A 26420-nucleotide genomic window follows, 5' to 3' on the forward strand; every position below is an offset into this window, starting at 1 on the left:
CGTTTAATGCTTAATTAAATATACAATTAAACCGCTGTGTATCCGCCATCAACAACCATTTCAGAGCCATTCATAAAGGATGAATCATCGCTCGCTAAATGTAATACTGCATAAGACACTTCTTTTGGTTGTGCCGGTCTATCCAATATCGTTGTACCCAAAATAGCTTGGCGCGTTTCTTCGTCACCATGCAATAAATCTTTTGTCATTGGCGTATCAATAACACCTGGATGGACAGAATTCACGCGAATATTGTATTGCGCATAATCAACCGCTGTTGCTTTAGTAAATAATTTCACGGCACCTTTAGTGGCTTGATAAGCAGCCGAAACAGGCGCGCCTACTAGACCGTAAATTGACGAAATATTAACAATTGAACCACCACCTGCTTTTTGCATCGCTGGCAATACGGCTTTTGTGCCAAAGAAGACGCCTTTTACATTAATATCAAATGTACGATCCCACTCTTCTGTTGTGGTTTCTTCTAATTGTTTAACAATAAGAATACCTGCATTGTTAACAAGTACATCTATTTGACCATGTGACGCAGTAACCTTTTCCACAACGCTAAGCCATTCAGATTCTACTGTCACATTCAATGGTAAGAACTCAGCGTTACCGCCGTCAGCAACGATACTTTTAACCGTCGCTTGGCCTTCAGCTTCATTCATATCGGTGACAATAACTGTCGCGCCCTCGGCCGCCAACAATTCACAATGCGTACGTCCCATACCCATTGCGCCACCCGTTACTAATGCTATTTTTCCACTGACTCTACCCATCTTTTTTCTCCCGTTAGTTTTTACGTTTTTATTATTTAGTACGACTTAGGCATGCCCAATACGTGCTGCCCGATATAACTTAAAATCATGTTAGTTGAAATAGGCGCTATCAAATACAGTCTCGCTTCACGCCATTTTCGTTCAATATCATATTCACGCGCAAAGGCAAAACCACCATGCGTTTGCATGCAAGCCTCACCGGCATTCCAAGCCGCTTCGGCACACAACATCTTCGCCATATTCGCTTCGGCACCACACGATTCACCCGCTTCAAAAAGAGCCGCCGCTTTACGCGCCATTAATTCTGCTGCTTCAATTTCCGCATACGCTCTAGCAATCGGGAATTGAATACCTTGGTTTTTAGCAATAGGTCCACCAAAAATCTTCCTTTCACTAGCGTAATCTTTAGCGCGTTGAATAAAGAAACGAGCATCGCCAATGCTTTCACCGGCAATAATAACCCGCTCAGCATTCATCCCGCTCATAACATAACGGAAACCTTTGCCTTCCTCACCAATCAGCGAGTCCGCAGGAATTTCCATATTGTCGAAAAACACTTCGGTGGTATTGTGATTTATCATCGCGTCAATGGCACGAATTTCCATACCATTGCCAACAACTTCACGCATATCAACCAAGAAAATAGACATCCCATCGGTTGGTTTCGACACTTCTTCTAATGGCGTTGTACGCGCCAACAACAGCATCAAATCAGATTGGAACGCACGACTGGTCCATACTTTTTGCCCGTTAACGATGTATTTATCACCCTTTTTAACGGCCTTCGTTCTTAACTTAGTCGTATCAGACCCAGATGTAGGTTCAGTCACACCAAACGCCTGCAGCCTTAATTCACCCGATGCTATTTTTGGTAAATATTTCTGTTTTTGCTCTTCACTCCCATGCCTTAGAACAGCGCCCATAATGTACATTTGTGCATGACAGGCAGAAGCAGAACCGCCTGAAGCATGAATCGTTTCCATAATGACGGCTGCAGCGCGTAGTGGTAAACCAACACCACCGTACTCTTCAGGAATTAGTGCCGATAAAAAACCCGACTCTGTTAACGCATTAACAAATTCTTCTGGATAGGCGCTTTCAGCATCCAATTTGCGCCAGTACTCGCCAGGAAAGTCAGCACATATCTTGTTAACCGCGTCACGAATATCGGCGTAGTCATTACCTAGTGGTATAGAAATTTCCTTCATTTTTCTTTTCTCGGTTAATTTTTATAAGTATCGTTATCGGCACCTAATGCAGGCGCTTCATTTTGTAATGGTGGCCTTTTGCCATTAAATTTAATCGGTAGGCCCACTAATTTCATCGCATTTTCTACAGACTCTTGAACAATTCCTAATGATTGAGTTTGCGGATCATTGAGTACCTCGTCAACTAATTGAATTGGTGAATTCGGAATACCCACATCATCTAGTTTTTTCTGCCAATGGGAACGAGGTTCTTTTATTAAAATTTCGGTCATGCGGCGGTTCAACTCGACCTTGTTTTCGAATCGCTTAGGGTTTGTTTCAAAGTGTGGTTCATCTGCCCACGTTGGGTTACCCATCACACCTTTCAGCAAATCAAATAGTTTATTATTAGGCGCTGCAACAACGAGATAGCCATCTGAGCACTCATACGCTTGGTACGGCGAAATACCCTGCACCCCAGACCCTTGCGGTGTAGGGAGATTACCCGTCGCGTGATAACCCGCCATATGATAGGTCATCCAACTCAGCGCTGTTTCGTAAAGTGCGGTATCGACAACACAGCCCTTGCCTGTTTTTTGACGGTCAAATAACGCCGCGATGATCGCGATAGAACACCACATACCGGTACCCATATCTATCGCTGAGGTTCCTATACGTACTGGAGGACGACCTTCTTCTCCGTTCAAACTCATTAGACCACTGTATGCTTGCATAAGGGGGTCATAACCTGGCTTATCAGCCATTGGCCCGGTCTCACCAAATGCCCATATATTGCAATACACAAGCGCCGGATTCTCTTTACACATTTGCTCAGCACCAAGACCTAAATTCGATACTTTACCAGGGCGCATATTTTGTAAAACAACATCGGCCTTAGTCACCATTTCGTTTCTAAGCCAAGCCTTATCCTTAGGATCATTTAAATCCACGGTGACTGACTTTTTATCCCGATTTAGCGCCTGAAACATAGCGGAGGTGCCATTCCAAAAAGGGGGGCCCCAATGGCGACAATCATCGCCGCGGCCCTCGGGCTCAACTTTTATAACTTCCGCACCAAGCGCTGCAAGAATCCAAGTGCCGAACGGCGCAGCCACACTGGTACCTATTTCGTATACACGAATGCCCTTAAGTGGTAATTCAGTTTCTTTTTGTTCTGACATCTTATTCTCTATTACCTATTAAAGAACCATATCTTATACGGCTGACAAAAAAACGCGAGGCCCTAAGCCTCGCTAGTGAGGAGCACAACCAATCTACCTAACAGTTGTTATAATATAATAACCTTTCCCCTCTCTATAAATCAATAGGAGCGCGGATTAATCTTAAAAAAGGCTAAATGAGTGACTTTTATTTCAGCGATAGCTCATCATTTGTAATACTAAAAGAAAGACTTAAAATACGGGCATTAACTTACCAACTACATTACCCAACCACCGGCAAACCAGCCCCTTTAAAGACTAATCAACAGTTCTTTAAATTTATCAGCAGGTATAGGCTTACTAAAATAATAACCTTGTAAAATTTCACACTGGTATTCTTTAAGCATCAACATTTGCTCCTTTGTCTCAACACCTTCTGCTACAACCGTTAATCCAAGGTTTTTCGAGATGGCGATAATAGATGTCACTAGTGCTTGGTCGCTCTTATCTAGAACAACGTCATTAATAAAGGATTTGTCAATTTTAAGTGTTGCAACAGGCAGGGCTTTTAAATAGCCTAAAGAAGAGTAGCCTGTACCGAAATCATCCAGAGAAAAAGTAATGCCCTTATCGATGAGTACATTCATCTTCGATACGGCCTTCGTTACATCGTTAATAACACTATGCTCCGTCACTTCTAGGTCAATACACGTTGCTGGAACATTGATTTTCTCCAACAGCCTAATGACCGACCCTGAAAACTGGTTGTCATGGAACTGACGTGCGCTAATATTAATACTGAGACGCTGTTCTTTATTCCATAAACCTTCAGCAATCCACATAGCTAGTTGATTAAAACTTTCTTCGATTACCCAGTTCCCTACTTCGTTAATTAGTCCAGAAGACTCTAGAACATCAAGAAAAACACCGGGCGCCATTAACCCCTTGTCTGGGTCATCCCAACGTATCAGCGCTTCTGCACCATCCATTTTGCCCGTTTGAGCATTGACCTTTGTTTGATAGAAAAGAACAAACTCCTTGTTGGTAGAAGCTTTCCTCAGTTTATGCTCAAGTTCTAGCAACCTAGTGACGTCTTCACCCATATCATGGTGAAACACCTCAGACTGATTTTTGCCAGATCTTTTGGCTTCGTACATCGCAGTATCGGCAAACCGAAGTAACTCATGACCGCTCACAGACTCATTGGAAAACATAGAAATACCGATACTGGCCGTTAAATTAAACGTCATTTCTCCAATAGGCATATCCATTGAAATATGGATATTTATTTTTTTTGATACCTCACGAGCCTGATTAAGCGCTTCAATTGGGTTTACACTCAAGTTGGTCAATATGACAACAAACTCATCCCCGCCTAAACGGGCTACTATATCTTCCGCACGAACAACGGACTTCAGTCGTAACGCCATCTCCTTTAACACTAGGTCTCCAGTTGGGTGCCCCAAAGAGTCATTAACATATTTAAAGTTATCAAGATCGATAAACAGTAACGCAGATTGAGACTTTTGACGGCTCACTCTAGCTATCTCAAAATCTAGCCGCCTTAACAACTCATTTCTATTCGGTAGATCTGTCAGCGTATCGTAATAGGCTAAATACTGAATCTTTTCTTCAGCCGAACGGATATACCGTATATCCCTAGCAACGGTTGAAAAAAACTCCAAATGACCCGAAGCGGATTTATGTGAGATTAATGCTAATGACGTTAAAATCTCCACCTTTGATTTTGAAATAAAGGTCGTTTCATGTGTCCAAACGCCGTGCTCTATCGCATAAGGAATCCCATCGGAGACAATAAGCCTTGCATCTTCTGGAGCATGAAAGTCAGACAAACGAATCTTTCTGATATTTTCCTGATCTGATATTCCCAATAAATTTCGACCGGATCTGTTCAGGTAAGTTAGAAAACCATCGATATCAGCAATACAAATTAAATCTGGCGTTGCTTCTAAAATAGCCGTTAGTCGACTCTGCTGCTCCAGTACAAAGCTCTTATCCAGAATCAACCGCCATTCTCTTAACGCGCGGCTTGCTATTGAAGGTAGCTCAACCAGTGATGTATCCGTTTTTACAACATAATCTGATGCACCAGCTTTCATTGCATTAACTGCAATTATTTCATCACCAAAACTAGTCATCAAAATAATAGGGCGACCTGTTTTCTTTTTAAACTCAGTGATTAACTCATTACCATCTCCATCCGGCAGGCGGAAGTCTGTAATGATCAAGTCGGGTGTTAAATCAGCTATCGAACGGCGCGCATCACAAAGGGTGTGTACGATAGTCAACTGAAATTGTTCGTGGTATTCAAATGAACGCGAAATTAACTCCGCATGAGTAAGGTCATCTTCTACCAGAAGAACTTGATACTTCTTTGCATTCGTTACATCCTCAACCAATACAGTGCTCATAACTTCCCTATGTATTGAAAAACAACTTCACTGTAAAAAGACAACCTGATTAAGCACCGCAAATTATCTCCTCTACTGCTCGGCTTTGCTCTAAAACGTCATTGAATAAGTTTTGAAGCGTTTCTTCTTTTATTTGAAATTTTTCTAAATAAGCTTTTATTGATGGCCATTCATCTAAATCAATTCTAGTTGAGGCTTCATTAAACTCAAGGTAATGCGCCAATAAATTGGCAAAACCGATTAAGTTAACACCATATTCGCTGTCTGGTGATAGTTCTGGTTGATGGTGATATTTAATAATATCGATTAGCTTTACCGGCAAACCCCAAGACTCTATCAGCAAAGAACCTACCGTCGCATGATCAAAACCCAGTAACTCTTGCTCAATCAGGTGCCTTTCACGCCCTTCCGAAGCTATATACCATGACACCGTACTAGAGAGTTCCGGCTCATTTTTATAAATAATTAGTCGACCAATGTCGTGCAATAACCCGCCTAGAAAAAGCAGGTCGGGATTTTCATGGTTTTTTAAAACAGCTAGCATTTTTACAGCTATACCACAGCGAATACTGTGTTGCCAAAATGCGTGTATATCTATACCGCGATCCGTGAGGGCTGCAACTGAGTTAACCACAGAGGAAACTAACACTAAATTCCGCAAATCAAATTCGCCAAGCAAATTGACCGCGATACCAATATTCTCGACTGGGCGAGGTAAGCTGTAATATGAACTATTAATGATCCTCAAAAGACGTGCCGTTAGTGCTGGGTCTACACTTACAACCTTCGCAATATCATTGCGCGTATGGTCAGGGTTTTTTAGTGTCTTTTCCAATTGTGTATACACATTGGGTAGGCTAGCGAGGTGAAGAATATTCGCCACTAAAGCTTTTGCTGTGCGTTTATAAGATGCCGGCATTGTATCTAACGATCCTTATTAAGATAGTGAAGGGGCCTGTTTTACTCGCTCCACGGATTTTTATTCCAAGCCATCCAATAATAGCCCATATCATCCATAAGCTGTTCAAATTTATCGAAATCCAACGGTTTAACCACATAGCTATTGGCACTGTACTCATAGGCTTTAGCTATATCTTTTTCGGCAGCGGAGGTACTTAGTATAACAACGGGTATTTTGTTAAGGTCGTCGCTTGTTTTTATCTGCCTTAGCACATCCAGCCCATCAACTTTAGGCAAACGGAGGTCCAACAAAACCACATGTGGACGAGCCAGTTCAAGTTTCGCATATTGACCTTGCTTAAAAAGATAATCAAGCGCGGCCTGTCCATCTTGCACATGGGTAACGCGGTTGGACACTCGATGATGTTCAAAGCTACGCATAACTAATTCGGCATGCGCCTCGTTATCCTCAACCAGCAATATGTGCAAGGACTCACCATTAACTCTCTCTGACATAATTCACTACTCCGTATGAATTTCAGGTAACGCAAAACGGAAGGTGCACCCCAAACCTTCTCCCTCCGAATCAAACATTACTGTTCCATTATGTACTTCAACAATACGCTTCACAAGCGCAAGCCCAACGCCAGTGCCGTCAAACGAAAGGTCCAACCTATCAAATAAACCAAATACTTTATTATGGTATTTTGGATTAATGCCAATACCGTTATCCTTTACTGAACAATGAACCTGACCATCCACAACCTCTGCGCTGACATCAATAATGGGGTTCACGCCTTTAGCTCTGAACTTTATTGCATTATCCAGAAGGTTTTGCGCAACCTCGATCATGCGATGCCTATCAGCATATATAGAAGGCATGTTATTTTCTATACTGACCGTAGCACCAGCTTCACTCATCTGCCCCTCAACCAAGGAGCGAGCCTCTTCAAATAACTCAGTTAGCCTGATGGTCTGAGGCTTATTTATAACTCGACCGACACGAGACAACTCAAGAAGATCATTTAATAAAACACCCATCTTATCTGAAGCAGCGGCTATTTTAGCTAAGTCATTATTTATACGTTCTTCATTACCTTCCTTAATATCCCTTATTAATAGCCCAATAAAACCCTTAACCGTTACCAAGGGGCTCTTAAGGTCATGCGATACCGTATAGGTAAAACGTTCCAGTTCTGAGTTTTTATCTTCTAGGGAGAGGTTGATTTTCTCTGTCCTTTTTTTTGTTTTCTCTAGTTCATCAATAATGACACTAAAAGCAATTTCATTTTCAATGACGACCCTGTTAACTGACTTAACAGTACGCCAGACAATAAACATACTGGTGAATAAAAAGCTTAACCCCAATAAAAAAAAGAACTGATTTTGTTTTTTAGTTTGATTTGCCAACTCAAGCAATATGTCTTCACGTGTGACCGTATGAAGTCTAATAAGTTGTTTAAGCGTCAGTAACAAGCCGTCAATATTTGTTGGTAGCTCACTATTGAGTTTTATTGTTTTTCGATAGCTATAAAAGTTTTCATTGAAAATCAGCAACTGTTGTTCAAGTCGAAGGATCAACCCATTAAACTGCTTATTAGGAAATTTTTCATGCAAAGAAACACCAGATTTTATATGTTGTCGAACGAGGTTAAGTAAAGATGTTTCTGAATAATGAAGCAGCTTAACCTCAATCTGCTTAGGAAGAGGACGACTACTTTGCAGCAGTAAAGTATGGTTCATGTCGTTTTGCAAATGACGCAACTCTTCCATTGCATTTAGATAGTATGTGCTACTGGTTGAATGGTATTGGTATGCAACAGTTTCACCCCATTCTTTTTTTGAATTAATCCAATAAGCATAACCAGCGCTTATTACAACCAATAAAAGAATAAGTACGACCAGAGTATAAATATAACGTCGTATGAGTTTTTGCCACGATTGGTTAAACGAGCTTTCCATAGCTATTCTAATACGCCTTGTTTTATAGCAATCGTTTCTAGTAATGAAAAATCACTCTTACCTGCTGGTAAAAATGCCGTGGTTCTCATATCTTGCAATATTTTAGTGTGCGTAGCTCTATTGATGTCTAAATTAAGAAAAGCATTTCGAATGTTTATTTTCACATCAGCTTGTAAGTCTTTTTGCACAACCCAAACATTGCCATAATAAGGCGCTGACTCCCATAAAACACGCACATCGCCACTCTTTAATCGGCCATCTTGTAACATATTTTGAACCACATTAGAGTTAACTGCAGCCAGCTCAACTTCACCATCACTTATTTTTTGCACGGTTACATCATGCGTTTTGGCATGCCCGACATTAGAAAAGTAATCCTCTGCCACTATGCCATATTCATTTTCCAAAAAATATCGCGGCATTAAATGCCCCGATGTTGAAAGCATATTGCCAAATGAAAATGTTTTGCCTTTAAAGTCAACAATGCTTTTTGCGGTTTGATTGGATTTAACAATAAACCAACTGGTAAAGCGAGTATCTACTTCACGCATAACTATAGGCGACGCAGCATATAGTTTATTTGCCTTCAAGAAAGTTAAACCACCCAAATATGCCAAATCAACTTGGTGGTTACCAAACAAATTTAACAAATGAGAGTAGTCTTTGGGGTAAACCAGTTCAAACTGTATTTTTGTTTCTTTGGATAAATATTCAATTAACCTTGAGTAGCGTTCCTGCAAAGCTTTTGGTGATTCATCCGGCAAAATGCCGACTCTAATGACACTTGATTTTGGTGCTTCTTCCGCACCAGAAAACATCATGTAATAAACGCTCGAAATTAAAAGCAATATAAAAATTGTGACCTTCAAACGCCGGTTTGTCTTATTAGCTTTCATTAAATTAACTTCTTCCTTGACTTACTTGGACCACTAATTGGCAACATTAGCTTTTCCTAAAACACGATAATACCCTCAAACTAAGTACCCCGCTTACGACTAAAACCTTTTGTATCTTTAAACAATAACAAATACTAAACCATCATTGCTATTTAGCAGATGCCTTTAGTCACCAAACATGCTTTTGAATAATAACAAATTCAACCAGACTAAAAAGATACTAAGCGTCATCCATATTAACGCGAAAAGGAGCTTCATATGACGACTCTCATGACCACTCAAAGTCAGATAACTCGAAAAAATCGTACCGCCTATTTGTTAATCTAAATATCAAAACGAGGGCATTTATACGGGCCTTTTTCAACGTATTAACATTCATTTCCATCACGGTGTAAAAAAAATTATCACTGCTATACTTTGTCTTATGACAGTCAAACATGAAACGGATAATTCAGTTTTATTACACCTACTTAATCATACGCAAACCCTTGCGGGGGTGTTAGACCCAGACGGTGCAGTGGTTTATGCCAATGCCTCTCCATTAGCTGCTTCAGGTTTAACCTTGGATGACGTGGTAGGTGAAAAAGTATGGAATTGTCCTTGGTGGACAGGCGATAGAAGAGCCTTGATTCAATCTGACTGCGTGTCAGCACGCGCCGGCATAACTACATTTCGGGAAATTCAATTTATTAGCCTAGATGGCCTGCACTGGATTGAACTTAATGCGACGCCTGTTTTGAACGATTTAGGTGAGGTTAGTTACATTGTTCTTGAGGGCCGTAGCATAGAAGAGCGCAAACAAGCTGAACTTTCATTAAAGGCGAGCCAAAAGGAGTACAAAAGTTTTTTTGAGGACGTCGACGTTGCTTTTTCACTACTCAGTGAAACAGGCTATGTTAAGTTTAATGCTGCCGCAGTAAAAATGTTGGGCTATTCAGATGAAAAATCTTTGCTGGGTTTAATGCCCGACAAGTTTTCTCCTGCTCAACAACCGGATGGACGAGAATCTTTTGAGAAAGCGGCCGAAATGATAACGCACGCTTTTAAAAAGGGTACCCATCATTTTGAATGGACTTTGTTAAAGAGTGACGGTAAACCGATAGACATTGACGTTATTACGACACCCGTCTCGTTTGCTGGTAAAAAGTTACTCCATTGTTTTTGGCGAGATTTAACAGAAGTTAAGGAGCAACAAGCAGCCCTGATGGAGAGCGAACTTCGTTATAGAAGTCAATTTGAAAATTCTTCGGATGCTCTTGTGTTGTTTGCAGATGGCAAGTTTCTTGATGTAAATGATGCCGCTGTTAACCTTCTTGGCTACGACTCGCGTGACCAGTTACTTAATATAACACCAGACGTTGTGTCATCTTCTGTTCAGCCAGATGGTCGCGCTTCTGAGATTGTTATGGCGGAGGTATTAGGTATTTGTTATGCGAAAGGAAGCCACCGCTTTGAATGGCTATACCGGAAAAAGAATGGCGAGCTGATGTTAGCTGAGATTTTGACGACACATATGGTTGTTGGAGATACGGTGATGCTGTACTCCGTTATAAGAGATATTACAATTATCAAACGTCAACAACAGGCGTTGATTGATAGTGAACTAAAATATAAATCTTTATTTGAGGGCAGCGCCGATGCAACCTTGTTATATAGCGATGAAAGGTTCATCGACTGTAATTCTGCCGCACTGATGATGCTTGGTTATGTTAGTAAGCAAGAGATGTTACGTGTGCACCCGGCAGAGCTCTCTCCTCTAACTCAAGACGATGGAATGAATTCTGCCGAGAAAGTAGATGAAATGGTACAGATAGCTTTTGCGAAAGGAAGTAACCGTTTTGAATGGAAGCATAAACGCAAAAATGGTGAGGTTTTTCCTGCCGAAGTGTTATTGACAGCATTGAGTGTCGCGGACAAACAAATATTACACGTGGTTTGGCGCGATATTACTGTACTGAAGAAACAACAACAAACACTTCAGGATTTAGCGCATTACGATATTTTAACGGGCTTGCCGAATCGCGCCTTATTTGTAGATAGGTTTGATATCGCTATCGCACACGCTAGGCGTAACGAAACACAGTTGGCCATTTGCTTTTTAGACCTTGATAACTTTAAACCCGTTAATGATGATCATGGACACGCTGTTGGTGATGAGGTGCTAAAACAAGTTGCTCAGCGCATCAGCATAACTATCCGTGATGAAGATACCGTTTCGCGCCAAGGCGGCGATGAATTTACAATGTTATTGGGCAATTTAAGTTCCTATCAGCAATGCGAAAAGCTTATCAAGCGTATTCTAGCTGCCTTAGCGGAACCGTTTATCATTGGTGAGCATGAACATACCATCAGCGCGTCATGTGGCATTACCTTGTATCCGGCAGACGACAAAGACGTTGATACCTTAGTGCGCCATGCAGACCATGCCATGTATGACGCTAAAATTTCAGGCAAAAACACGTTAGCTTTTTTTGATGCCAACACTGAACAGTTGTCACAAGAACAAAAAACGTTCTTGGGTCTTATATCACGGGCCATTGAAAACGACGAATTCGTGTTGTTTTACCAGCCTAAAATTAATATGCGTACCGGTAAGATGTTTGGCTCAGAGGCTCTGGTACGTTGGCAACACCCCGAAGAAGGCTTAGTTCCGCCTTATGAATTTTTACCGACCGTTGAAAACACTCCAGTGATGATTGACCTGGGAAACTGGGTTATTGAGGCCGCCCTTATACAACTTGAAAAGTGGTGTAAAGAAGGTAAAAAATGGGTTTTGAGTATCAACATAAGTGCTTATCACTTCATGCAAGAAGGCTTTCATAAAGATTTAAAACAAGCATTACAGAGACACCCTGAGGTACCAGCAGAATTATTTGAAATAGAAATTCTCGAAACAATCGCCTTTGATAACGTGGCGGAGGTTGCTGAGCTTATTCACCAATGTCAGACACTGGGCGTTAACTTTGCTCTGGATGACTTTGGAACAGGCTCTTCATCATTGACTTACCTTAAAAACTTCCCTGCACAATGGCTAAAAATAGACCAAACCTTTGTGCGTGACATGCTCGAAGATGAGGAAGACTACGCCCTTATCGAAGGCATTATTTCATTAGCCAACGCATTTAAACGAGACGTCATTGCCGAAGGTGTAGAAACCATCGAACAAGGCACCGCTTTAATGGCTTTAGGTTGTTATAACGCACAAGGTTATGTAATAGCCAAGCCTATGCCGGCAGAAAACATCATTGACTGGGAAAATAACTACCAACCAGAAGAGGCATGGAGTGACCCTGCTAATATCAGCTTAACTAAAAATGAAACGTAACTTCGAGCTGACTTGCATGTTAAGCACTTCGCTTTACTCACAACAACTGGACGTGGTTTTACCTTAATAAGTCCTATAGCATATCCAGCTACTCTTAGAGCTTTAAGCAACGGCTGGCGAACGCCCTGAACAACAACGCATCAAGACCACCACCAAGTTTATCATTATTGATATTGGTGATATGAAGACGCAGCTTTCGGCGGCCTATCGTTTATGCATAGCCGTTCTTTTTTTTAAAATTATGGTGGCGTTAAATCTTTTGACAAACAACACGATTATTTATCGTTACTAAGAAAGGGTTCCGAAGGACAGATATATTCCCCTCGTTATCTACAGACTTATTGCTTATAACTACTTATTATTTTGTTGCGAAACTCGTTCAATCTCCTCAGCGATTAGCTGGCTTAATTGACTAGTTAACTTGCTAAGCACAGCCACTAAATCACTATATTTATCACTCGTTAAAGGCGCCTTCAGTGAAAATGATTGGCGAGTCAATTGTTTACTGCCTTTCCCATTGAGTAACACCCAAGTACCGCTAACGACTGCTTCTCCACCCAACTTCCCATCAAAACGCTCAATAAACGTTTTCACTTGATAGTCATTTATTTTTTGTGAGTTCCAAGGCGACGTGCGCACATTAACTGTATCTAAATGTTTGCTCAATTCTTGCGCAGTCAACGCATCAATATTAGGCCCAAGACGCCCCGCCCAATGGTGAAAGTCAGCGAGTTCAATTTCATATTGCCCGCTTCGCGTAACGATCTCAGACCTATCCAATAGCTCCGGTAGTTTAACCTTCCAAACCCCAACAGCAAGCCCATTCTCTTGACTGGGCAAACCTTGCTCTGAATTCAACACATAAAGATGCGTTTTAGGAGTAACTCCACACGCAGACAAACTTAAAGCCAAGGAAAAAATTAATAAGAAACGTAACATTGACGACCTCCTATTTATTTTACAAAGTACATTCACTTTTTGCTTTTACCTTTTAAAAGCGCCTCGGGGTGCCTTTCGAGATAATCTGCCGTCGAGCGTATGGATCTTGCTGCACGAGTTATCTCATCTATTGCCTCACCAATTTGCACTCCAGTCATGCCACCTTCAACCGCATTTAGTGATTTAATTAAACTATTAATAGACGCCGTCGTTTGTTCAACATTTCGACCAATCTTTTCTATCGGCATGGCTTCGAACCGAGTCATAATAACCTCTACTTTCTCGAGGAGTCCTTTCAACGATTCTTGTGCCGTCGGCAGAACCATAACCCCATCAACGTATTTCACTTTTCCTTTTTTCATTGAAGGGAAAAAGTCAAAGGTGACTTGGGATTGCCCCGTCAATATATTTCCACTCGTTAATTGCCCTCGCATTCCTTTAGCGACCATTATCTTAAAAAATCGCTGAATATTTTCTATTCGCTGCCCATCTGTCAGCTCCTTTTCAAGTTGCAATGGTAACCGCTGAGGTTCAATGTTAATAATCGCGAACGTTAAAAGTTCTTTTTTGTCCTTACTAAGCTCCACATCCACTTTAGTCACTGTGCCTATGCGTAAGCCTTTAAACTTAACAGCCGCTCCCTTCGATAACCCATTAACCCCATTAGAAAAATAAAGTTTCATCGGTGCGCTGACCGTTAATGTTTCTTCTATTTCAGCGGTCTCTGTTTTATATAAATTAAAGACTGTTCTTGCTGTTGCCTGAGCCATGGCCTCAGTACCGTTTTGTGTAGAAAAAGCGATACCGCCCATCATCAAGGAGGTTACCGAATCTATGTCTAGCCTAAATCCTTCCGAGTTAAGCTGAACCCCAACACCCGATATGTTCCAAAAACGCGTATGAGCGTTAATATATTTGTCGTGTGGGGCTCCGACAAAAACCTCAATTTCAACGTATTTATGGTTATCAACCAAGCCATATCGAGTCACTTCGCCCACTTCTATTCCTCTGAATTTTACTGGCGAACCGATAGACAATGATCCCAAAGCGCCGCTTCTTAGTATGTAACGTGTACCGAGGTTTCCTCGTTGATGAATATCCGGCTCCTCAAGTCCTGTAAATTGAGTAACCGGCTCACCGCCGTCGCCAGGGTCAACTTCAATATACGCACCACTTAGCAGGGTATCTAACCCACTGACCCCACCAGCACCCACCCGAGGTCGAACGACCCAAAAACGCGTTTTATCTGTAATGCTATCCTGTTCAATACCTTCAAGTTCCAGCGTGACAACAACGCTACTCAAATCATTAGAAAATTTAATATCGGTTACGCTACCTATTTTTATATTGAGCAATTTGACCGATGATTTCCCTGCTTCCAAGCCGGATGCACTCTTAAATGTCACCTCGACACTAATTTTCTCTTCCGTGGCACTTTGAAAAACCAACCAAGCACCAATCAATGCAGCGATGATCGGGATGACCCATACCGCAGAAATAGAACCGCTTTTCTCTTTTGTCTTGGCTTCGGGTATATCTAGCATAATTAATTATTCCGTTTGGTCCCAGATAAGTTTTGGATCGAAAGCCATGGCTGAAAACATGGTTAATAAAACCATCGCGGCGAACGCCAGCCCAGCTGGCCCCGGCTCAATGGTCGTTAATGCGCCTAGTTGCACCAGCGCTGTTAATAAGGCAACGACAAAAACATCCACCATTGACCATTTCCCCATCAATTCGGCAAGCATGTATAAGCGCGTATTTTCAATTTTTCGGTGTGTTGACCCCAGTTGAACCATAATAAGAATATAGGCGATGGCAATCATTTTGAGCAACGGCAATAACACGCTGGCTGAGAATATAACCAGTGCAAGTGGCCAATCGCCATGAGAAAGAAAGTATAAAACGCCGCTCATAATAGTATCTGCCCCCTGCTGGCCGAATGACTCGGTGTACATCATCGGTTCGGTGTTAGATGGGATATACATGATGAATGCGCTAATCAGCAATGCCCATGCGCGCGCAATACTATTGTGTTTCCTGTAATGCACATCACAGCCACAACGTGGACAGCTTGCATGTGCCGTGTCATGTAATGCAACGACCCGCCCGCAGATGTGACAGCCGGCCACACCATGATCTTTGGCACGAACGAAACGTTTATTCATAACAAACTTCGCTGCAGTTGCTCATCAGATTGTTTATCCAGACTCTCCCAAAGCTGATGCACTTCGAGTGATGCTGTTGCGGCTGCAAAAACAAAAATAAGCGCAACAAAAGCATAGAATCCAGCTCCCAATAAAACATCGGCAAGAGCTACTAATTTCACCAGTGCAACGAGTACACCCAGCAAAAACACGTCCATCATTCCAAAAGGTAAAAAGCGACTTACCAAAACCAGAATGGCTTTTGTATAAGGGAAACCAACATTAAAACGAATGGAACACAGTATGTAGAGCAAGCCAAGGATAATAAGACCAGGAATAAGCACGCTGGGAACCCACACCCCCGCAGCCAAAGCCGGGTTGCCGAGTTCGAGAAACACCCTCGCCGAACCAGTCAACGTGGCGCTTTGCTCTATGCCAGCAATTTTAATCTTCATTATTGGGTAAATATTAGCAACTAGAAACAATATCGCCGATGCAAGAATAAGCGCCAACGGCCGCTCCACTCCCCCCTTAGGATTCCTAAAAAGTGTGCTACCACAGCAAACGCAAACAGCTACATTACCCGGCTGTATAGCCGATATACTTTGTAATGCATCACATTCGTGACACACGAAAAGGCTCTGAGGTTGACCTATTACTTGCATACAACTCCAAACAGTTTTAAACCGGTTAGCTATTATCTATGTAAGCACTATCATTGCGACTCTAAGGTTAAACTGACTTTAACACCCACCACCTACTGTGTCCATATGGGACAGTTTATTGGACACAGCCAATAACCCCCTTAACCTTGCCTTTTAGTCACCCCATGAAAAGATAACACTCATCAAACGTTACGTTAGTTGTAACCAGAACAAAAAATTGCTATTTTTATATTCCAGAGTTTACTAGAGAGCCCTATATGAAAAAAATACTCTTATTGTTGATACTCATGCTACCTCTTGGCGCACTCGCAGAAACAAGTCAATCCATTATGTTTGCTGATCCAGATGCCGCATCTGACAAAAAGACGTTGACTTCAGTCGCTAACAAACAAGAAGCTCACTGTAAAAAGTTACGCCAGAAAATGCAGGACTTAAAAGGAAAACCACAGCGACGGTGGACAGTTTCCGAACGCATTAAAGTTGAGTGCGAAAGCAATAATTACGGAACGTCGACACTCCCCTTAACCGACTAGTTCACCAGCACAATTGAATGACTAAAAGAACATGCCCACAGTTTGCGGGCATGTTCTTTTACAGCTCAAATTCATAAAAAGCTAATGCTCTTTAAACTGATGCTTATAACAGGGAAAACGCCGTTGCGAAACGTTTCGCCCATTGCTTTAAAACGGGCCTAACGTCATTCAAGGTGACCTCACCGGACTCTTCAACTTCTTTACCTTTCTGCAAATCGACAATACTTGCAAGTAACTGACCTGTTTTTGCATCTGTCACTTTAGCTTCCATCATAACGCGAGCATTTTTTTTCGCTGAGCCTGAAGCGCGCATCGCCCCAGTAATGGCGGCACTAATGGGTATATATTGATATGCCTTTAAATCATCAAAACTTGTGTAAACACTGGTGATTGCAGCTTGAATTCGCGCTGTTCCTGCGCCACCGTGAGTAACAATCGTATACCCCTTAGCTTTAAAACTTTTTTTAAGCTCACCTTGATATGTGCTTGCTATGGATTGCAATAAACTATTATTCGGCTGCGCAAGAGCACCTCCAGATAGAATGACAACTTTTTCAATAATGATGGTTTTATAATTTGAGAAGTTAGTTTTCGGTTCAATAAATATCTTGGAAGCTGGGTATGTTGGAGATTGCTGTAATTGCGAATAGTTACCCAAAAAACCAGAATACTTTTCTTTCGTTACTTCATTAGCAGCGCACCCAGTGATAAGAACGGCGGCTGTCATTAAAAAAATGTTAAATAGTTTCATGATTACTTCTCCTTAAGTTTATACGCACTTTTAAAACAACTAATGAATTTATATCGTTGCGAGGCTAAACACTTGATGCTGCCGCTCTAGCTCACTTTTATATAACAATAATAATGAATTGCCATCCTCATCTTATGATATTAAGATAATTTGTCTATAAGATATTTGAACTATAGGAGTTAGTATGATAGGCGGGATTGCGTTAGGAATACTGTGCTTTAGTTTCATTGTCGTTTTTTATGGGGTTATTGTTATTCACGACATACCCTATGAAATTGCTAAGCGCCGAAACCACCCCCATAGTGACGCCATTCATGTGGCTGGCTGGGTCAGTTTATTAACCCTGCATATCTTGTGGCCCTTCCTTTGGATTTGGTCCACTTTATATCGAGAAGACCGTGGCTGGGGCTTTCAAAACAAAGCGGCTAGCCATCATGAAGCTGAGAATATTGAGAAAAAACTGTCTGATTTAACAAATCGAATCAACGTATTAGAAAGATCCATCGCCGACAACTCAAACGCACCTGAGGGGAAAACATAATGGATTTACTTCTCGTTCTAACTTACACAGCCATTTGCATAACAATCTTTAAAGTTTTCAAGATTCCTTTAAATAAATGGTCTGTTCCAACCGCGGTACTCGGTGGTGTTTTACTGATTGGAACGCTCATTTTTACGATGAACTATAACCACCCCTATTCTGAAATTAGCCGTAAATACTTTGTCAGCACCCCCATCGTTCCTGCTGTGACTGGCACCGTTGTTGACGTTATTGTTGTGGGTAACAAACAGGTTAAGAAAGGTGACGTTTTATTTACTCTGGACCCAACCCCATTTCAGGCGACTGTTTCTCAACAAGAGGCGATATTAGCAGAGACGATTCAGTCAACTGTCCCCAAGCTTAAAGCAGAATTAGACTCTGCCGATGCCAGTGTTATTAAAGCGACGAGTGAACGCGATCGCGCAAGCCTTGAAGTGAAGCGAAATATCCGTTTAGTTGCACAAAAAGCAGGAACGCAACGTGAGCTTGACCGTTGGAGAAAAGAACTTAGCAAATGGAACGCGACGATCAAAGAAGCTAAAGCTAAACAGTCTCAAGCTAAATCAGCAATAGAATCGACTATTAGTGGTGAAAACACACTTATATCTAAAGCCCGTGCCAACCTAGCTAAAGCTCAATTTAATTTAGATCAAGCCACTGTTCGCGCACCGACGGATGGCTACGTTATACAAAATACATTGCGTTCAGGTATGAGAGCCGCTTCTTTGCCTCTACGCCCCGTGATGATTTTTATACACAACGAGTCTCATTATTTTGTGGCTTGGTTCAGGCAAAATAGTTTATTGCGCCTGAACGTTGGTAACGAAGCTGAAGTGGCTTTTGATGGTCTACCAGGACAAGTATTTTCAGGAAAAGTCGAGCAAGTTTGGCCTGTCATGCAAGAGGGACAGGTACAGGCTTCCGGTGAGCTCTTTAATTACACGCGTTCTCCTCGTCCTGGGCGAATACCTGTGCTGATAAAAATAACTGACCCTGATTACCAACAGTATATACATATCACACCCGGCGGAGCCTATGCTCAAACAGCCGTTTATTCAGAACATATGCACCATGTTGCCATCATGCGAAAAGTATTGCTCAGAATGTCATCTTGGCTAAATTACCTTTTCCCTTTCCATTGATAACTTAGTAAATAAGGATTATCGATAATGCGCTAAGGCCCACTCCTGAAACATGAAAACGAAGGATATAAAACAGGATAATTTTAGCTATATGTTAGTTGGATTACTGGTGTTCCTTATAATTGCTCCAAGCCTATCAAAACAGTTTCCCAATCATTCTTTGATTGGCATTCAAACAATATACCTGTCTCTTATGTTTTTCAGCGTATGGAGTTTGCAAAAAAACAAGCGTTGGTTTTCTTTAGGTATTGGTCTAATTATTATGAGTATCGTTCTGGCAATTTACGACGCCTATTTTCATTCCGCAAAAAACCAATTATTGAATTTATTTCCTCTTCTTTTATTTTGCATACTGTCTGTCATCGTCGCAATGAAACAGGTACTGTTTAGCGGCCCGATTACGTTGAATAAATTAATAGGTTCCATTTGTATTTATATCCTGCTCGGTATTATTTGGGCGCTCTTTTATTTGTCTGTCGACTTATTAACAACAAACACGTTTGATGGGATTCCTGATGAGGAATTTAATCAATTTTGGAGTTATATATATTTTAGCTTCGTCACCCTAAGTACACTGGGTTTCGGAGACATTGTCCCGGTTAACGAACTGGCGCGTTCCTTGGCTTATATCGAGGCCATCAGCGGGCAGATTTACTTAACTATACTTGTTGCTAGCCTTGTTGGTGGCTATATAAGCGAGCACTCTAACGGCAATCCCACGTAGAATCACAGCAATACAGGCTCTATTTTTCAGTTACTTTTTTTGCTAATAACTTTGAAAATGGCACCGCTGTAAGGCCGTGTAACAACACACTCAACATGATTGTTGTAACGATAATAGACACTAATAACTCATTACCAACGGCACCTACTTCATCGATAAAAATCAACAGGTATAGCACTGAGGCTATTCCCCGCGGCCCAAACCAGCCAACAAACAACTTAGTTTTTAGGTCCATTTCGATACCTGTTAGTGAAATATAAACCGGTAGCATTCTAATAATGGTGAGGCTTAACAAGCCATAAACAAAAACCTCCAAGGACCACATTTTCATCGCCACTGGAATGGCCACCAAACCGAAAATTAAAAATACAAATAAGGACAATTGTAGCCCTTCGGCTTCACCAAACTCTTGCATAGTTTCGCGGATACTATCTGATTTAACACCTAAGAATAAACCACCACAAAATGCCGCTATAAAACCATTTCCATCAACGAGTTCAGCAAAAACAAAAGCTAGTATTGCCAGCGCCCCCACAACAAGCCGGTGGAACAAGAGGTCCATCCAATCAATCTTTGAGAAAAACTCAATGGCTCTGCCGCCAAGCAAGCCGACTAAACCACCAATTAAAGGCCCAATTAGTAATTGTTTGAGCATAAATAGCCCCCAACCACTCTCTATGTGCTCGCTAACACCTTGCTCCACCAATAACACGGCAATACATAAAAATATTGGTGGCAAAGCAATCCCATCGTTCATTCCACTTTCAATGCTAATAGCTCGCCGAATATCTTCAGGCACATAGGCGCTCTTGATTACCGCCTGTCCCAGTGCTGCATCCGTTGGCGACAATATAAGCGCCATAAGCACAAGCGCCCATAAACTAATTGATTCAAACATAGGGATAGCAACTAGCACACCCAACAAAGCCGTTAGCGGAAGCCCTACTGCGAGGAGCCTTAAGGCTATTTTTTGTTTGGATTTTCTAACATCACCGAGTTTTATTTGTGTCGCATCAACAAATAAAATAATGATTAATGTAACTTCAGCCAACAATTTCACAGCCTCTGCTTTGAAATGTAACTCGAACAAATTAATCCCTATTGGACTGACTAGAACACCAACAGCCATAAAAACCATCGGGCCAGTTATCACCGATCGTTCAGACAGTTTTGAAACCAGCCCGTAAATAAAAACCAATAATGCTGTAAAAACCAGTAAAGGATGATCATTCATTTTTCTATTCGCCTGTTAGTATCAACAATTCCAATAAAATTAAGTACCAATTACCGAGCTAAAGGGCTATCCGTTATTAAGCCACCCCAATCAGTTCGTTCACCCATCTGTTGATAGGTTGGATCTTGAATAAAGTTTTTTTGGCTTTCCACCCGTTCGCCCCCGCCTAAGGCTTTGTACAACTGGATAAGGTTTACTGCAACATTGCCGCGGCTACTCACGTATAAATCTTGTTGGCTAGCCAATGTTTTTTGGCTATCTAATACTCGCTGGTAATTTACCGCGCCATCTCGGTATTGGATTAATGATAAATCAACGGAACGCCTTGCCATAACCGAACTTTCTCTAAAAAAAGCAACCTGCTCTTTCGCCCTAACAAAACCGACAATTGCGTCTTCCACTTCTTGCAGCGACTCTAATACTGTGCGTTGATAAGCCACTATTAACTGCTGTAAACGTGCATCCTGAACGCGTACATTATTTTTTATTCGCCCATAATTAAAAATATTCCAGGTCAGACTCGGCCCAACAAAAGTTTCAATGCTGTCCGAATGAAATAAATCACTCAAATGACTATCGAATGTGTCACTGCTTCTTAGCCCTATAGATCCCGTCAATGTGAAATGCGGGTAGAGTTCAGCTTCAGCAATACCAATTCGAGCGCTTTGCGCAGCAGTCTGTAACTCGGCGCGCTTTATATCTGGTCGGCGCCTCAGTAATTCGGCCGGTATACCCACAGCAACATCTACCGGCGCCACCGGAATCGGCAATTTTCTTGCCAGTTCAAGTTGCAAATTACCCGGTGGAACACCCAGTAAAACACTCAACGCATGTAGCGATTTTTGGAGTTCAACCTCAAGCGCAGGAATGGTAGCCTGAGTATTTAGTAACAACGTTTTGGCCTGAAAAACATCAAGCTCAGTCGTTACACCATTTTCCAAACGGGCCGCCGCCACTCTCAAGCTATCTGTTTGAATAGTGACATTAGATTTAGCAATATACAGCCGCTCTTCAAGGGTTCGCACCTGTGTATAGGTTAATGCTACGCTAGAAACCAGCCTCACCATCACATCATCATAATCAGCAACTGAAGCCAACATATCGGCATCTGCGGCTTCAATACCGCGTTTAAAACGCCCCCAAACATCTAATTCCCAGCCAATATCCAAGCCGACGTTGTTATCCAAATATGACGTGTCCAGTGAGGAGGAAAAATTGGCCGAATTCTCGCTTAAGCCCTTTTTAAGTAGCCCTGCTCTTAGTTGCTGTTGCTGGGGGTATTTGTTACCCGTTGCTATGCCAAGGCGTGCCTTTGCCTCTAAAATCCTGACCCCTGCTATTTTCAAAGAATGATTTTGCGCTTTAGCTGTCTCAACCAGTGAATTCAAAACCTCGTCATCAAAAACCAACCACCACTTATCGTAATCAGTTTTTTCTGAAATCTCTTTCTTTGAACTTATTTCTGAACTGACCTCAGACCACTCACTTCTTATTGGCGCGTCTGGAGTCAGGTAATCAGGGCCTAAGGTTTGGCAACCGACGATCAGCGCCATTGAACACGATGCCACAACACCTTTCCCTAATGTTGCCAGATAAGACCCTTTGTTTTTATTAAAGAACATTTTCAAAATTTAACTCCTTAAAAATGGATTAATACCTAAACTCCGCCAAGACATTTTTTTCTGATGAAAAGCTTATAGCTACGCTCGCAACTTTCTCACTGTTAATCATCTTAGGAAGCGTCACATAAAAGGGCCCCGTCTTATAAGCTACTCCATCGACTTCCCATGTTATATGAACTGCATTTCCTTTGTAATTTCTTTCCTGGAAGGTAGTTGAGCATGAACGGCCAATTAAAAGCACACTGCACGACATATGGGCTCTAGAGTTTTGAACACTGACACTAACATTTTCGAGCATCATCCCAGAGTGGTTATCGAATATCAGCGCATTAAACCTTAGTTTTTCTGATCCCGCTTTATGTTGCTCTACTGCACAACCAATACTTGATAGTATGACAAGCAGCATCAAACATAGAAAAATATTATGTTTGTTGAGAAAACCTATTAAGACCTTTCTTTTAACCATGATCTCGCGGCCTCTTCTTCCTCTGGGGCAAAGTATTCAATAGGGAAGCTTCTTAACCCTTTAAGCGTGAATAGCTCAACAGAGCTTTTCCATTGCGGTTCACCAACGATGGCCATTCCATGAAGGTGCTCATCAAGCTCTTCCGCTAATGATATATCAGACCAATTTTCCGAGTCATCTCCCCAGCCACCGAAGTCTTGCAAAATAATGAGTATTTTATTATGTCCATTTTGGACTGACTGCTTGGCTGTTATTCGAAACTCATCCAGTTCGCTTTTTTTTATAACACCAGAAACTATAATTTCAACCCACTCATCTCTTCGAACTGATTCTTGAATAGTCATATCTCTTCCTTGTTATTTCCAATGACGAGTATATTGCAACTGAAACATAATTTCTAATTATGCAAATATAGCCCCAAACATTAACCACTATATTAAACCGCCTTATAGCAATTTAGTATAAAAATCATGACGTCAGTAGCAAGTTTAGTTTGTCAATCTTCATGTAAATATAAAACTGGATATGGGGTATAGGAGCAGGCAAAAAAAAGCCTCACTTTCCGTGAGGCTTCTTGAAAATGGTGGAAGGACAGGGATTCGAACCCTGGATGGGCGTTAACCCATGCTAGTTTTCAAGACTAGTGCATTCAACCGCTCTGCCATCCTTCCATAATTTTTTTACTAAGATTAACGCATTTTACAATATGCATTAAAATGGTACTACACATAAAAAACCTGGATGGGCATTAACCCATGCTAGTTTTCAAGACTAGTGCATTCAACCGCTCTGCCATCTCTCCAGATTTAAGCGGTTATTAGAAAGAAACCTTAAAGATTTGCTTTCAAGCCGCGCATATTACTGAAGTCTGAGCCTTTTTTCCAGCCTAATTGTTAAAAGACTTGAAGTATTTTTGCGAAGACGTAAGATTGAACCTTATGTGCTATGTCTAGTCTTAGTTCAGTAAGCATTTTTAATTACAAATGAGGTATTTTAGTGAACCAATTTAATCAACCAATTTCACGTAGCGAAGAAAGTATATTAGCGACTAACAGTGTATTGAAAAATACATATATATTGCTAGCCATGACTTTAATTTTTAGCGCAGGATCAGCCGCGTTATCGATGAGTATGAACCTTCCCCATCCTGGGATGATCATTACACTTGTTGGCTACTTCGGTCTTTTATGGCTAACAACAAAATTTAGAAACAGTGCCATGGGTATCGTCTGCGTATTTGCCTTAACTGGCTTTATGGGTATGACGCTAGGCCCTATCCTTAATATGTATTTAAATGCCTATTCAAATGGTCATGAACTGATCATGACGTCCCTAGGCGGCACCGGCGTTATTTTTCTTGGCTTATCAGGCTACGCATTAACAACCAAGAAAGACTTTAGCTTTATTTCTGGCTTTTTAATGGTTGGCATTTTAGTAGCTTTCTTAGCGGGTATTGGCGCAATGGTGTTTAACATCCCTGCTTTGTCATTAGGCGTTTCAGCTATGTTTATTATGTTGATGTCTGGCATGATTCTTTATCAAACCAGTGCCATTATTCACGGTGGTGAAACAAACTACATTATGGCAACCGTAACGTTGTATATCAGCTTATTTAACCTATTCACTAGCTTATTACACATCTTAGGTGCGATAAACGGCCGCGATTAATTTGCAATTTTGCACAAAAAAAGCCCCTTTTTAGGGGCTTTTTTTGTGCTTGCTAGTTAAACAGTAATTGTTTCTACATGGCCCATATAGGGTTTCAATGCATCTGGAACTTTAATTGAGCCATCCGCTTGTTGATAGTTCTCCATCACCGCTATTAATGTACGGCCTACGGCCAATCCAGAGCCATTAACGGTATGAACTAATTCTGGCTTACCTGTTTCAGGGTTACGCCAACGCGCCTTGAGGCGACGCGCTTGGAAGTCTTTAAAATTACTGCATGATGAAATTTCACGATACGCTTCTTGGCCGGGCAACCACACCTCTAGATCGTAAGTTTTTGTTGCTGAAAACCCTGTATCACCAGAACAAAGCAGCATTAATCGATAAGGCAGGTTAAGCGCTTGCAAAATACTTTCTGCATGATGCGTTAACTCTTCGTGCACCTGCTCAGACTCAGATGCTTTTACAATTTGAACTAATTCAACCTTTTCAAATTGGTGCTGTCGAATCATCCCTCTCACATCACGACCATAAGCACCCGCTTCGCTTCTAAAGCACGGCGTATGCGCAACATACTTTAGTGGCATATTATCTGCGCTAATAATTTCATCTCGCACTAGATTAGTGACGGGCACTTCTGCCGTTGGTATTAAGTAGTACGGCGAGTCATTTGATATTTTAAAGAGGTCTTCTTCAAATTTCGGCAATTGACCCGTACCCAACAAACTCTCTTTATTCACTAAATACGGCACATAGGTTTCTCGGTAACCGTGATGATCGGTATGCGTATCCAACATAAATTGCGTCAGTGCTCGCTGCAACCTTGCCAGTGGTCCGGATAAGGTAACAAAACGAGAGCCCGCAATTTTTGCGCCTGCCTCAAAATCAATACCTGATAAGGATTGCCCTAAGTCAACGTGGTCTTTCACTGCAAAATCAAACGCTGGAATCGCGCCCCATTGTTTGAGCTCAATATTGTGCTCTTCATCTTTACCCGTTGGCACATCTTCCGAGAGAATGTTGGGTAATGATAATTGAATACCCTGTAATTTAGACTGGATACCTTGCAACTCGGCTTCGGCCGCTTTTAACTCATCGGCTAATTGAGACACGCTGTCTAACAACGGCTGAATGTCTTCACCCTTCGCTTTTGCCATGCCAATAGACTTAGAGCGTGTATTTCGTTCATTTTGCAAATTTTGTGTTTTAACTTGAATCTCTTTACGCTGCTTTTCAAGCGCATTAAATATATCAAGATCCAAATCTGAACCATGACGTTGCATTTGTTTCTTTACATCGTCAGGGTTGTTTCTTAAAAGCTGTGGGTCAAGCATGTAGCTTTCC

At 41.5% G+C, this 26420-nt stretch carries 23 protein-coding genes and 1 tRNA gene; 6 read left to right on the forward strand and 18 right to left on the reverse strand.

Going from position 1 to position 26420, the window contains the following annotated elements; all coding sequences use genetic code 11:
- Positions 1–26: 26 nt before the first annotated feature.
- The 8 genes from AB1Y31_05665 to AB1Y31_05700 form a co-directional block, all read right to left on the reverse strand.
- Positions 27–782: a glucose 1-dehydrogenase gene (locus AB1Y31_05665; protein MEW4982652.1), complete on the reverse strand. Its 756-nt coding sequence runs from the start codon at positions 780–782 to the stop codon at positions 27–29.
- Between the two features lie 35 nt (positions 783–817).
- The gene (locus AB1Y31_05670) at positions 818–1990 is read right to left on the reverse strand and encodes an acyl-CoA dehydrogenase family protein (protein MEW4982653.1); all 1173 of its coding nucleotides are present in this window, start codon (positions 1988–1990) and stop codon (positions 818–820) included.
- A 14-nt stretch (positions 1991–2004) separates the two neighbouring features.
- Entirely contained in the window at positions 2005–3150 is a 1146-nt protein-coding gene (locus tag AB1Y31_05675; GenBank protein ID MEW4982654.1) for a CoA transferase, read from the reverse strand.
- A gap of 290 nt (positions 3151–3440) precedes the next feature.
- A complete protein-coding gene (locus AB1Y31_05680; GenBank protein ID MEW4982655.1) occupies positions 3441–5561 on the reverse strand; it encodes an EAL domain-containing protein in 2121 nt (706 codons plus the stop codon).
- Positions 5562–5610: 49 nt separating this feature from the next.
- Positions 5611–6480, reverse strand: coding sequence for an HDOD domain-containing protein (locus AB1Y31_05685; GenBank protein ID MEW4982656.1), 870 nt, complete (start codon positions 6478–6480; stop codon positions 5611–5613).
- 41 nt (positions 6481–6521) lie between these two features.
- Positions 6522–6977 carry a response regulator gene (locus AB1Y31_05690; GenBank protein ID MEW4982657.1) on the reverse strand — a complete coding sequence of 152 codons (456 nt, stop codon included), beginning with the start codon at positions 6975–6977 and terminating at the stop codon, positions 6522–6524.
- 6 nt (positions 6978–6983) lie between these two features.
- Positions 6984–8423 (reverse strand): ATP-binding protein, encoded by a 1440-nt coding sequence (locus AB1Y31_05695; GenBank protein ID MEW4982658.1) that lies wholly within the window; start codon positions 8421–8423, stop codon positions 6984–6986.
- A gap of 2 nt (positions 8424–8425) precedes the next feature.
- On the reverse strand, positions 8426–9319 hold the full coding sequence (locus AB1Y31_05700) for a phosphate/phosphite/phosphonate ABC transporter substrate-binding protein (GenBank protein ID MEW4982659.1): 894 nt from the start codon (positions 9317–9319) through the stop codon (positions 8426–8428).
- Positions 9320–9743: 424 nt separating this feature from the next.
- Here AB1Y31_05700 and AB1Y31_05705 point away from each other — a divergent pair, with 424 nt between their 5' ends.
- Complete coding sequence (locus AB1Y31_05705) at positions 9744–12644, forward strand: EAL domain-containing protein (GenBank protein ID MEW4982660.1); 2901 nt, start codon at positions 9744–9746, stop codon at positions 12642–12644.
- 351 nt (positions 12645–12995) lie between these two features.
- Here AB1Y31_05705 and AB1Y31_05710 read toward each other — a convergent pair whose 3' ends face one another.
- From AB1Y31_05710 to AB1Y31_05725, 4 genes are read right to left on the reverse strand one after another with little or no spacing between them, the layout of a single operon-like run.
- On the reverse strand, positions 12996–13583 hold the full coding sequence (locus AB1Y31_05710; GenBank protein ID MEW4982661.1) for a PqiC family protein: 588 nt from the start codon (positions 13581–13583) through the stop codon (positions 12996–12998).
- 32 nt (positions 13584–13615) lie between these two features.
- The gene (locus tag AB1Y31_05715) at positions 13616–15127 is read right to left on the reverse strand and encodes an MlaD family protein (GenBank protein ID MEW4982662.1); all 1512 of its coding nucleotides are present in this window, start codon (positions 15125–15127) and stop codon (positions 13616–13618) included.
- 6 nt (positions 15128–15133) lie between these two features.
- Complete coding sequence (locus tag AB1Y31_05720; GenBank protein MEW4982663.1) at positions 15134–15751, reverse strand: paraquat-inducible protein A; 618 nt, start codon at positions 15749–15751, stop codon at positions 15134–15136.
- Positions 15748–16242 (reverse strand): paraquat-inducible protein A, encoded by a 495-nt coding sequence (locus AB1Y31_05725; GenBank protein ID MEW4982664.1) that lies wholly within the window; start codon positions 16240–16242, stop codon positions 15748–15750. The genes AB1Y31_05720 and AB1Y31_05725 overlap by 4 nt, the downstream gene beginning before the upstream one ends.
- A 410-nt stretch (positions 16243–16652) precedes the next feature.
- On the opposite strand from AB1Y31_05725, the gene AB1Y31_05730 reads away from it, so the two are divergent.
- Positions 16653–16928 (forward strand): hypothetical protein, encoded by a 276-nt coding sequence (locus tag AB1Y31_05730; GenBank protein ID MEW4982665.1) that lies wholly within the window; start codon positions 16653–16655, stop codon positions 16926–16928.
- 103 nt (positions 16929–17031) lie between these two features.
- On the opposite strand, the gene AB1Y31_05735 is transcribed toward AB1Y31_05730, so the two are convergent.
- Complete coding sequence (locus AB1Y31_05735) at positions 17032–17679, reverse strand: DUF3313 domain-containing protein (protein MEW4982666.1); 648 nt, start codon at positions 17677–17679, stop codon at positions 17032–17034.
- Positions 17680–17863: 184 nt separating this feature from the next.
- On the opposite strand from AB1Y31_05735, the gene AB1Y31_05740 reads away from it, so the two are divergent.
- Genes AB1Y31_05740 through AB1Y31_05750 form a run of 3 tightly spaced genes read left to right on the forward strand, consistent with a single transcriptional unit; the run spans position 17864 to position 20086 of the window.
- Complete coding sequence (locus AB1Y31_05740) at positions 17864–18220, forward strand: DUF3302 domain-containing protein (GenBank protein ID MEW4982667.1); 357 nt, start codon at positions 17864–17866, stop codon at positions 18218–18220.
- A complete protein-coding gene (locus AB1Y31_05745) occupies positions 18220–19362 on the forward strand; it encodes an HlyD family secretion protein (protein MEW4982668.1) in 1143 nt (380 codons plus the stop codon). Before AB1Y31_05740 ends, AB1Y31_05745 begins: the two co-directional genes overlap by 1 nt.
- A gap of 52 nt (positions 19363–19414) precedes the next feature.
- Positions 19415–20086, forward strand: coding sequence for a potassium channel family protein (locus AB1Y31_05750; protein ID MEW4982669.1), 672 nt, complete (start codon positions 19415–19417; stop codon positions 20084–20086).
- Between the two features lie 19 nt (positions 20087–20105).
- Here AB1Y31_05750 and AB1Y31_05755 read toward each other — a convergent pair whose 3' ends face one another.
- From AB1Y31_05755 to AB1Y31_05770, 4 genes are all read right to left on the reverse strand, one after another.
- Positions 20106–21320, reverse strand: coding sequence for a cation:proton antiporter (locus AB1Y31_05755; GenBank protein MEW4982670.1), 1215 nt, complete (start codon positions 21318–21320; stop codon positions 20106–20108).
- 50 nt (positions 21321–21370) lie between these two features.
- The gene (locus AB1Y31_05760; protein ID MEW4982671.1) at positions 21371–22942 is read right to left on the reverse strand and encodes a TolC family protein; all 1572 of its coding nucleotides are present in this window, start codon (positions 22940–22942) and stop codon (positions 21371–21373) included.
- Positions 22943–23386: 444 nt separating this feature from the next.
- Positions 23387–23752, reverse strand: coding sequence for an STAS/SEC14 domain-containing protein (locus AB1Y31_05765; GenBank protein ID MEW4982672.1), 366 nt, complete (start codon positions 23750–23752; stop codon positions 23387–23389).
- A 237-nt stretch (positions 23753–23989) separates the two neighbouring features.
- Positions 23990–24079 (reverse strand) — tRNA-Ser (locus AB1Y31_05770).
- A 325-nt stretch (positions 24080–24404) separates the two neighbouring features.
- On the opposite strand from AB1Y31_05770, the gene AB1Y31_05775 reads away from it, so the two are divergent.
- Positions 24405–25076: a Bax inhibitor-1/YccA family protein gene (locus AB1Y31_05775; protein MEW4982673.1), complete on the forward strand. Its 672-nt coding sequence runs from the start codon at positions 24405–24407 to the stop codon at positions 25074–25076.
- A gap of 56 nt (positions 25077–25132) precedes the next feature.
- Here the strand turns inward: AB1Y31_05775 and serS are convergent, their stop codons facing one another.
- Positions 25133–26410 carry a serine--tRNA ligase gene (gene serS / locus AB1Y31_05780; protein MEW4982674.1) on the reverse strand — a complete coding sequence of 426 codons (1278 nt, stop codon included), beginning with the start codon at positions 26408–26410 and terminating at the stop codon, positions 25133–25135.
- Between the last annotated feature and the right edge of the window lie 10 nt (positions 26411–26420).

The organism is Cycloclasticus sp. (assembly GCA_040743155.1).
Lineage (GTDB): Bacteria > Pseudomonadota > Gammaproteobacteria > Methylococcales > Cycloclasticaceae > Cycloclasticus.